Annotated in this window: 5 protein-coding genes; 4 read left to right on the forward strand and 1 reads right to left on the reverse strand. The window is 63.6% G+C overall.

Features of this window, described 5'->3' with window-relative positions; genetic code table 11:
* Positions 1 to 114: 114 nt before the first annotated feature.
* From ACFYOJ_RS07570 to ACFYOJ_RS07585, 4 genes are read left to right on the forward strand one after another with little or no spacing between them, the layout of a single operon-like run.
* Positions 115 to 3291 (forward strand): helicase-related protein, encoded by a 3177-nt coding sequence (locus ACFYOJ_RS07570; protein WP_356555536.1) that lies wholly within the window; start codon positions 115 to 117, stop codon positions 3289 to 3291.
* Positions 3288 to 4058: a DUF4391 domain-containing protein gene (locus ACFYOJ_RS07575; protein ID WP_356555538.1), complete on the forward strand. Its 771-nt coding sequence runs from the start codon at positions 3288 to 3290 to the stop codon at positions 4056 to 4058. Before ACFYOJ_RS07570 ends, ACFYOJ_RS07575 begins: the two co-directional genes overlap by 4 nt.
* Positions 4059 to 4103: 45 nt before the next feature.
* Positions 4104 to 6098, forward strand: a complete 1995-nt coding sequence (locus tag ACFYOJ_RS07580) for a site-specific DNA-methyltransferase (protein WP_356555539.1) — start codon at positions 4104 to 4106, stop codon at positions 6096 to 6098.
* Positions 6099 to 9194 carry a DEAD/DEAH box helicase family protein gene (locus ACFYOJ_RS07585; RefSeq protein WP_356555541.1) on the forward strand — a complete coding sequence of 1032 codons (3096 nt, stop codon included), beginning with the start codon at positions 6099 to 6101 and terminating at the stop codon, positions 9192 to 9194.
* 65 nt (positions 9195 to 9259) lie between these two features.
* Here ACFYOJ_RS07585 and ACFYOJ_RS07590 read toward each other — a convergent pair whose 3' ends face one another.
* On the reverse strand, positions 9260 to 9445 hold the full coding sequence (locus ACFYOJ_RS07590; RefSeq protein WP_356555553.1) for a DUF397 domain-containing protein: 186 nt from the start codon (positions 9443 to 9445) through the stop codon (positions 9260 to 9262).
* Positions 9446 to 9545: the final 100 nt, after the last annotated feature.

Genomic DNA, 9545 nt, shown 5'->3' on the forward strand with positions numbered 1-9545 from the left:
ATGATGGAACGGCTTCCGCAGGCGGCACCTGGGTAACACCCAATGTCGAGCACCAGTCACTTGGTGTCACCTACATCATTAAATCCACATCCACTCCTCGGAGGTTCCGTCTTCATGGTCCCCAGCGACGCGGGCCGCACGATCGACCGGTTGCGCAAGCACCTGACCGGCGCCACGCGCCTGGACTCGCTGTCGGAGTCCTTCTCCGTGTTCGTCTACGAAGCGCTTCAGGACGAGTTGGCAGACGTCGACCTTCGTCTGCTCCTGCACGGTCACAGTCTCGACGACTTCGCCTTGAACGGTCTTGAGGAAGAAAACCTTCACCGCGCCCGGTTGGACCAGCACCGAATCGCCCGGGCGTTCGTCACCTGGGCCGAAGAACATCTCCGGACAAGGGCGCTGAAGCGACGCACACGCGGCACCTGGACGAGCGTCGACGGCCCGTTCCCCTACGTAGTAGACGGTGCGGGCCTTGAGGCGGAGAGCCTCGGTCTGGTGGCCTCCCCGGACCTGTACTTCCCCTTGGAGAGCACGGACGCCGACAAGGTGGCTCAATCCGTGGTCCGCTTCGAGCGGATGTGGCACGACGACGCGACCAGCACCGCTGTCCAGGAGGAGTTCCTCGACGCTGCCCGGTCCCTGTTCGAGGACAGAGCTCCCGAGTCCGTTTACCTGCGCATCCTGACGTCCCTGTTCAAGGACTTCGTCGAAGAAGCCGGCGAGGAGACCACCGAGCGCGGCAGAACGGGCTTCTACGACTCCGTCGTGTGGAAGAAGCTCTACAAGTTCCAGCGTGACGGCGTGCTCGGCGCGATCGAGAAGCTCGAGCGGCATAACGGCTGCATCATCGCCGACAGCGTGGGCCTGGGGAAGACCTTCGAGGCCCTCGCCGTCATCAAGTACTACGAGCTTCGCAATGACCGTGTTCTTGTCCTGGCGCCCAAGCGGCTTCGGGAGAACTGGACTATCTACCGCGGCAACGACAGGCGGAATCCGCTGGCTGCGGACCGCTTCCATTATGACGTCCTCAACCACACCGATCTCAGCCGGACGGGCGGGCTGTCGGGGGACATCGACCTGGCGAACGTCAACTGGGGCAATTACGACCTTGTCGTGATCGACGAGTCCCACAACTTCCGTAACAACCCTCAGGTCAAGGGACGGACAACCCGGTATGAGCGCCTAATGGACGAGGTCTTCAGGTCCGGTGTGAGGACAAAAGTCCTCATGCTCAGTGCAACGCCCGTAAACACGCGCTTGGCCGACCTGAAGAACCAAGTTCTGTTCGCTACCGAGGGAGACGACCGGGCACTGGCCTCGGACGGGATCAGAAGTATTGAGACCACACTGAACAAGGCGCAGAGGCATTTTAAGGAGTGGCAGCGCCTCCCTGCGGCCACTCGAAGTACGAAGTCCCTGGTCGGCACGCTCGGCATGGATTACATCAGGCTGCTTGACCTGGTCACGATCGCCCGCTCTCGCAAACACATCGAGAAGTACTACGGCACCAAGGACGTCGGGAAATTCCCCACCCGCCTGACTCCGATCAACCTCAGCCCGCCCATCGACACGGCCGACATGATGATCCCGCTGGCAGAGATCAACCGGTCGATCCTGCGTCTGAATTTGGCCGCCTACAAGCCAACCTCATACGTCAGCGCCAAGCACGAGAGCAAGTACGCGGCCCTGTACGACCAGAGGGTGCGCACGGGCGGCCGACGCGTGTGGCGGCAGACCGACCGTGAGAACAACGTGGTCCACCTGCTGCGCGTGGGTCTGCTCAAGCGCTTGGAGTCCTCGGTCAACTCCCTGGGAAAGACGCTCGAGAAGATCCTCGCCACCATGGAGGGCGCGATCGCCAGCATCGACGCCTACGAGGCGACTGGGGCAGAAGGAACGTCCATTGACAGTTTCGCCGACCTGGAGAAGATCGACCTGGACGACCCCCAGTTCGAGGATACCGTCGGCGGTAGCGTCAAGGTCTTCCTCGCCGACATCGACCGGGTGCGGTGGCGGCAGGAACTCGAGCACGACCGGGATACCGTGGCCAGCCTGCTCGCCGAGGTGACGGCGGTCGACGCCGACCGCGACGCCAAACTGGCCGAGCTCAAGCGGTTCCTGCGCGACAAGGTCGAGCACCCCACCAACGACGGCAACCGCAAGGCACTCGTGTTCACCGCGTTCAGCGACACCGCCGAGTACCTCTACGAGAATGTGGCCCGCTGGACGCGTGACGAACTGGGTGTGCAGGTGGCTCTCGTCACAGGACAGAGCACCCGGACCACCCTCCCGATGAAGCGCGTCCACATGGTCGACGTCCTTACCGCGTTCTCACCGCGCTCGAAGGACGGCGATCCGGACGACCCCCAGATCGACATTGTGATCGCCACCGACACCATCTCCGAGGGCCAGAACCTCCAGGACTGTGACACGGTGATCAACTACGACATCCACTGGAACCCGGTGCGCATCGTCCAGCGTTTCGGCCGCGTCGACCGCCTCGGCACCACCAACACAAGTGTCCAACTCGTCAACTTCTGGCCCAACCTGGACCTGGACACCTACATCAACCTCGAAGCACGCGTGTCCAGCCGTATGACCCTGCTGGACGTCTCCGCGACCGGTGAGGAGAACGTCCTGGACGTCACGTCCGGTGACATGAACGACCTCGACTACCGGCGCAAGCAGCTGCAGCAGATGCAGCAGGCCGCTCCCACTATGGAGGACCTCGCCGGCGGTCTGAGCATCACCGACCTGACGCTCTCCGACTTCCGGATGGACGCCGCTGCCCGTGCGCGGGAAGAGCTTCAGGAGATCGCCGGGTGGCCCCTGGCCCTCTTCGGCGTCGCCCGCTTCGACAAGAACCTCACCGACGAAGGGCTCGCTCCTGGAGCGGTCTTCCTCCTGCGCGTGCGGGACGACGCGTTCGCTTTCTCCGAGGGGTACCCGCTGGCGCCCTACGTACTGGCCTACGTGACCGACGACGGCAGCCTCGCCCACGAGATCGAGGAACCCAAGCTGGCCCTCGACGTCCTTCGCCACCACTGCCTGGGCAACACCGACCCCGACGCCGCCGTCCTCGCGGAGTTCGACCGGGCGACCAAGTCAGGCAGGTCCATGAAGCACTATCGCGACCTCTTGGACGTGGCGGTCCGAGCCGCTTCCGGCAAGGCCGAGGAGAGCATGGTGGCCTCCCTGTTCTCGGCGGGCCCCTCGCAGCTGGGTACGGAGGCCGCCGCGCCCGGTCTGGAAGCCGTAGATCTGATCGCATGGCTGGCGGTGCTGCCGTGAGTGACATTCCCCACGAGTACGCCGGTGCCGACCTGCTGGCTCTGCCCGAGAAGGCGCGGCAGCTGCACCGTGTCGCGAAGAAGATGCTCGCGGCCCAGTTCGAGGACCAGGCCCCTGCCGACGCCCGGCTACTGACCAAGGCGGTGGCCTCGGCGCACCTGGTTGGCATTCTGCGCCCGGAGACCATACAGGTGCCCCGGTACCAGGACAGTGAGCGCACCGTCGTCGACGTCCCTGTCCTGGAGGCCTTCCTGGCCGACAAGACCTCGGCATCCGACAGGACCCGCGTGGCCGAACTCGTCCACCGCAGCATGGCCAAGCCGGTGGTGCTGTTCGCGCACATGCCCGACGGCGCCACGGCCCTCTCGCTGGCACTCAGCCATGTCAGCCGCACGGACCCCACTCGGTCGACCTCCGTAATAGACGCGCACGTCATGGTGCCGGTCGGAGGCATCGAACCAGGCGCCCTCAACCTGGACCGACTGGATCGCACGGATATGTGGGCGCTGTACCGCGACCTGGTGCGCACCGCAGCCGCTGACGGCCGCCCTGCCGGCACTGCCCTGCGGGCGGCGGACGCTGTCGCGCTGCGCCGACGGTTGACCGACCTGGAGAGCGAACTGATCACGGTCGTGCGGGAGGCGAAACGCACCAAGAGCCAGCAACAGCGTACCGATCTGAACACGGCGGCTCGGAGGCTACGTGCACAGATCGGACATGTCAGAGGCACCCTATACAGTGCCGACAGCGACCTGGACACCGCCTGAACCGCTTGCAAATCACTACCAAAGCACACAAGGAAGACATCACCCGTGACCCTGGACTTCGAACCGGTCGGCGACCTGACCGGCCCCGGCGAGGCCAAGTCGAACCTCGACGTACTGGCGCGTCTCTTCCCCGACGCCGTCGTCGACGGCACCGTCGACATCGAGGCCCTCCGGGACCTCCTGGGTGAGAACGCCGCCCCCACGACCGCCGAGGCGTTCGGTCTGCGCTGGCCCGGCATGGCCGAGGCCCGCCGCTTGTCCACCCTCCCTGCCACAGGGACGCTCCTGCCGAAGCCCGAGGAGTCCGTGGACTGGGACAACACCCACAACATCGTGATCGAGGGCGACAACCTCGAGGTGCTGCGGCTGCTGCGGCGCGGGTACACCGACAAGGTCGACGTGATCTACATCGACCCGCCGTACAACACTGGCAACGACTTCATCTACGATGACAAGCGCGTCACCTCGCAGGCCGAGCACGAGACGGCGGCCGGACAGCGGGACGAAGACGGGGTCCTCCAGACCGGGGTCGGATCCGACCGGGCACAGGACCGCAGGGCTGCGGCGTCCAGGCACTCGGCGTGGCTGTCCATGATGTATCCGCGGTTGCTTGTGGCACACCATTTGCTCAAGGAGACCGGTGTCATCATCGTTGCCATTGATGACACTGAGCATGCGCGTCTCAAGCTTTTGATGGATCGAGTGTTCGGGGCGGAGAACTTCGCAGCAAACGTCGTGTGGCAGGGATCAGGACGGGGCGATGCCAGGTTCACCTCTGCCGGAATCGACTACATGCTTATTTATGCGAAGTCGAAGACGGCTTTGATTCAGAAGGATGTGCGCTGGACTGAGGAGAAGGCAGGAGTAACTGAAGTCGCCGCTGTAGCGCGTAAGCTCTGGGAAGAGAGCGGGTATGACCCCGCGGCAGCATCTGCGGCTTTGCAGAATTGGTGGAGGAGCGCCCCTCAGGATATCGCTAAAGGGCTTGGAGGTTCTCGCGGGTACAAAGAAATCGACGAAAACGGGCGTGTTTTCGCTCGAGACAACCTGAGCTCTCCAAACCCTAGGGAGAATCTTATGTATGATCTCCCTCACCCGGTAACCGGACTTCCCGTCCGTAGACACTCAAGCGGTTGGCGCTACTCCCGAGAGACCATGGCACAAAAGATTGCCGAAGGTCGAATTCTCTTCGGCGAGGACGAGACAGTGAGTCCCCGCTACAAACGATTCCTGGATGAGCATGAGGACCAGCCGATCCGTCCCGTCTTCGAGCGAGATCGGGCGGCCGCCGGCTTGTATCTTCGCCGCCTTCTAGGCAGCGAAGTCTTCGAGTACCCGAAGGACCACACCGTGCTCGCAAAGTGGATCAGTGCGGTGTCCGATTCGAAGCCTGACGCAGTAGTTCTTGACTTTTTTGCAGGTTCTGGCTCAACTGGCCACGCTGTAATGGACCTCAACGCTGACGACGGTGGCAACCGTCGCTACATCCTGGTCCAGCTCGACGAGCCCGTAGGCAGAGATGGCTACAACACGATCGCGGACATCACTCGCGAACGCCTGCGCCGTGCGGGCCAGCAGATCGCGTCCAAGCAGAGCCCCGACGCCCGCCCCATTGATACTGGCTTCCGGTCGTACCGACTGGAAGCCAGCAATGTGAAGGTCTGGGATGGGACGCCTGACCAGCTCAATCTGCTCAAAGCTGTGGACAACCTCGTGACCGGGCGTACCACGGATGATCTGCTGGTCGAGATGATGCTGCGCATGGGTGTGGAGCTGACCACGCCGCTGGAGACACGCGAGGTCGCCGGCAGTCCGCTGTACAACCTGGCGGGCACGCTGTTCGCGTATTTCGGCACCGACATCACCATCGACCGGGCAAACGAGGTCGCCAAGGCGCTGGTGGCCTGGCGTGACGAGGAACCCGGCGATGCGGACACGACGGTGGTCGTCCGCGATACCGGCTTCGTCGACTCCGCCACCAAGCTCAACTTCGCTGCCGCGCTCAAGCAGGCCGGCTTCACCACGCTGCGGAGCATCTGAATGAAGTTCTCCTTCGACGCGGACCTCGAATACCAGCGTCAGGCCATCGACGCGGTCACAGGCCTGTTTAAGGGGCAGGAGGCCATGGCCTCCCAGTTCACCGTGCACGCGCATCCATCCGCGCACGCTGGCTTTGAAGGACTGTCCGACCTTGGGTACGGCAACATGCTGCACCTTGATCGGGAGACGATCCTCGCCAACCTGCACGAAGTGCAGAACCGTACCGGTCTCGCCCCGGAGCCGTCGCTGGACTCGATGAACTTCACGATCGAGATGGAGACCGGCACCGGCAAGACCTATGTCTACCTGCGCACCATCTATGAGCTCAACCAGCTCTACGGATTCACCAAATTCATGGTGGTGGTGCCGTCGGTGGCCATCAAGGAGGGTGTCGAGACGTCCATCCGGATGCTGCGTGAGCACTTCGCGACCCTGTACGGCAACCCGCCAATGAACTTCTTCCAGTTCGACGGTGGTAACCCGTCCCGAGTCCGATCTTTCGCCACCTCACCGAGCATCGAAATCATGATCGTCACTGTCGCGTCGATCAACAAGAAGACCAACAAGATCTACCAGCCGGCCGAGGACCTCGACTTCGAGGTGCCCGCCGATCTGATCCGGGCGACAAGGCCGATCATCATCGTCGATGAACCCCAGAGCGTGTATGGGGATACCGGCAACGGTAGGAAGAAGGGCGCGGGACGCAGCGCGCTGGAGGACTTCAACGCCCTGGCCACTCTGCGCTATTCGGCCACCCACCCGAAGGACGACAAAGCCAACCTCGTCTACCGTCTCGATGCGATCGCCGCCTACGAGAACGAGCTGGTCAAGCAGATCGAGGTCGACTCGCTGGTCACGTCTTCCAGTGGGACGACCCCCTACGTCAAGTTCCTTGGGGCGAAGCGCGGTAAGGCTGGAGCGATCACGGCCCGCGTCGAGGCGGACGTCGAGGAGGGGAATGAGCTCAAGCGTAAAGCCGTCACCGTTGACACCGGGCCGCGCAGCAACCTCGCCGATGTGACCGCGCGTGACCTGTACAAGGACCTCACGGTGGTCGCCATTAACGCGGCCGAGGGGCAGCAGAGCATCTCCTTCGATACCGTCGCACATCCGCTCGGTGTGGGCGAAAGCATTGGGGCCGAGGTCAGCGTCGATGAGCGGGCCCGCCAGATGATCGCTCAGACCATCCGGCAGCATCTGCGCAAGGAGCAGGAGTTCGCGATCCACGGACGCGACATAAAGGTACTCAGCCTGATCTTCGTCGACTCCGTGGCAAAGTACCGTGAGTACGGCCCCAACGGGGAGGCTCTTCCCGGCGAGTATGCGCGGATCTTCGAGGAGGAGTACACGCGCATCGCCTCCGATCCGGAGTTCAACACCCTGCTGGGCGACTCCCCCGCCGAACAAGTCGCAAAGGAAGCTCACCAGGGGTACTTCTCCGTGGACCGCCGCAAGGGCGGTGGTGAAGTTCTGGTGGACACCAAGGAGACCACCGACAAGGGGCGCCAGCAGGCTGGTCTGGCTTACGAGCAGATCATGCGGGACAAGGTCGGCCTGACCACGCCCGGCACCCCCATCCGCTTCATCTTCAGCCACTCCGCGCTGCAGGAGGGATGGGACAACCCCAACGTCTTCCAGATCTGTGTCCTGAGAAACATGGGTACCGAGCGGTGGAGGCGCCAGTCAATCGGGCGGGGCCTGCGCCTCTGCGTGGACGGGTCCGGCAACCGCGTGCACGGCTTCGAGACCAACCGCCTCACCGTGATCGCGAACGAATCCTACGAGGAGTTCGCCGAGCGCCTTCAGCGTGAGATGGCCGACGACTTGGGTATCCGGTTCGGTCTTGTCACCGTGGACGGCTTTGCGCGGCTGACCTTCAAGGCGGAGGACAGCAGCGTCATCCCTGTGGGCGCAGCTGCCGCGCAGCAGCTGTACCAGGCTCTGTTCTTCGAAGGGTATGTTGACGCCAAGGGGAAGGTGCAGGACAGCCTGCGCGAAGCCGTGCAGACCGGCGACGCAAAGCTCACGAAGATCATTAGCGACTCCGTGAACTCGGAGGCCGCCACCAAGGCGGTGCTCGGACATATCAAGCGTCTGGCCAAGCCGATCGACGTCAAGAAAGCCGGTGAACGCGTCGCGGTGCCCGTCGTCCAGGAACGTCTGGACAGCCCTGAATTCCAGGAGCTTTGGAACCGCATCCGGCACCGCACGGAATACCGCGTCGAGGTCGACGAAACCGATCTGCGCGCCGCGATGGTCAAGGAGCTGCGGACCATGCCCCCCGTGCCCAAGCGCCGCGGCGAGTGGCTCACGCACCGCGTGCGGCGCATAGACCAGAGCGGTCTGACGGCCGAAGCAGCGACCGCACGCCGCACGGACGTCACCTATGCGGACAGTGAGGACTTGCCCGACATCTTGTCCGTTCTCGCGGACCGCACCCAGTTGACCCGTGCCACGCTCGCCCATGTCCTCACCGAGTCGGGCACTCTCGCACAGTTCCGGAACAATCCGCAGGCGTACATCGACCAGGTGGGCCGCCTACTCAATCTCACCAAGGAGCACTTCCTTGTCGAAGGGGTGCGCTACGAGCTGGTGGACGCCTCCCGCCCAGAAGAGGACCGCCGTTACCCGATAAGCCTGTTCCACCAGGCCGACCTCGCCGGCTACACCGGCCCTGGAGGAAACATCGTCACGGACGCGGACGGCAACGCGGTCTCGTTCGAGAACAAGTCCGTGTACCGCTACCTGATCATCGACTCGACTACAGAGAAGGAATTCGCGCTCGCGCTCATGCAGCGCCCCGAGGTCAAGACTTTCGTCAAGCTTCCGCCGTCGTTCGTCATCCCTACCCCTCTGGGGAACTACAACCCTGACTGGGCTCTGACCGTGGAACGGACCGACGGCAGCCGCTACATCGTTTTCGAGACCAAGGACGTCAACGAACTGGCCCTGCTGCGCCCCGCAGAGCAAAAAAAGATCGCTTCGGCCCGTAGGCACTTCGCCGCAGTGACGCGGGACGCCGGGATAGACGATCTCGAGTACGAGGTCGTCAACGGCATCGAGGCGGCGACCGCGGTGATGGAACGGGACTCCTGAGATCACGGCGTGCTGCGGGATCGGCCAGCACCGCTCCCGCAGCACATCCTCGGCGCCCGCGCCTCTCACGCCTCCGTCAAGAACCCCACGAACCGCGTCCACTCCCCGCGGCCCACTGCGAAGTGAGGGCGTGTCACGTCCTTGGAGTCCCGCACACACACGACTTGATCGGTGACAGCGACCTCGACGCAGCTGTCACCCTGTGTGCCGCTGTAGCTGGACTTGAACCACGCGAGTTCCGTCGTGTTCATAGCTCTCCGTAAGTTGTTAGGCGGCCCGGGAGGGCCGGGTGTGGCTGATAGCTCTCTGCCAGTCGTGGCTCGCGAGGAGTGGCCGCCCGGCTCTCCGGGA

Source organism: Streptomyces sp. NPDC006384 (genome assembly GCF_042870695.1).
GTDB lineage: Bacteria > Actinomycetota > Actinomycetes > Streptomycetales > Streptomycetaceae > Streptomyces.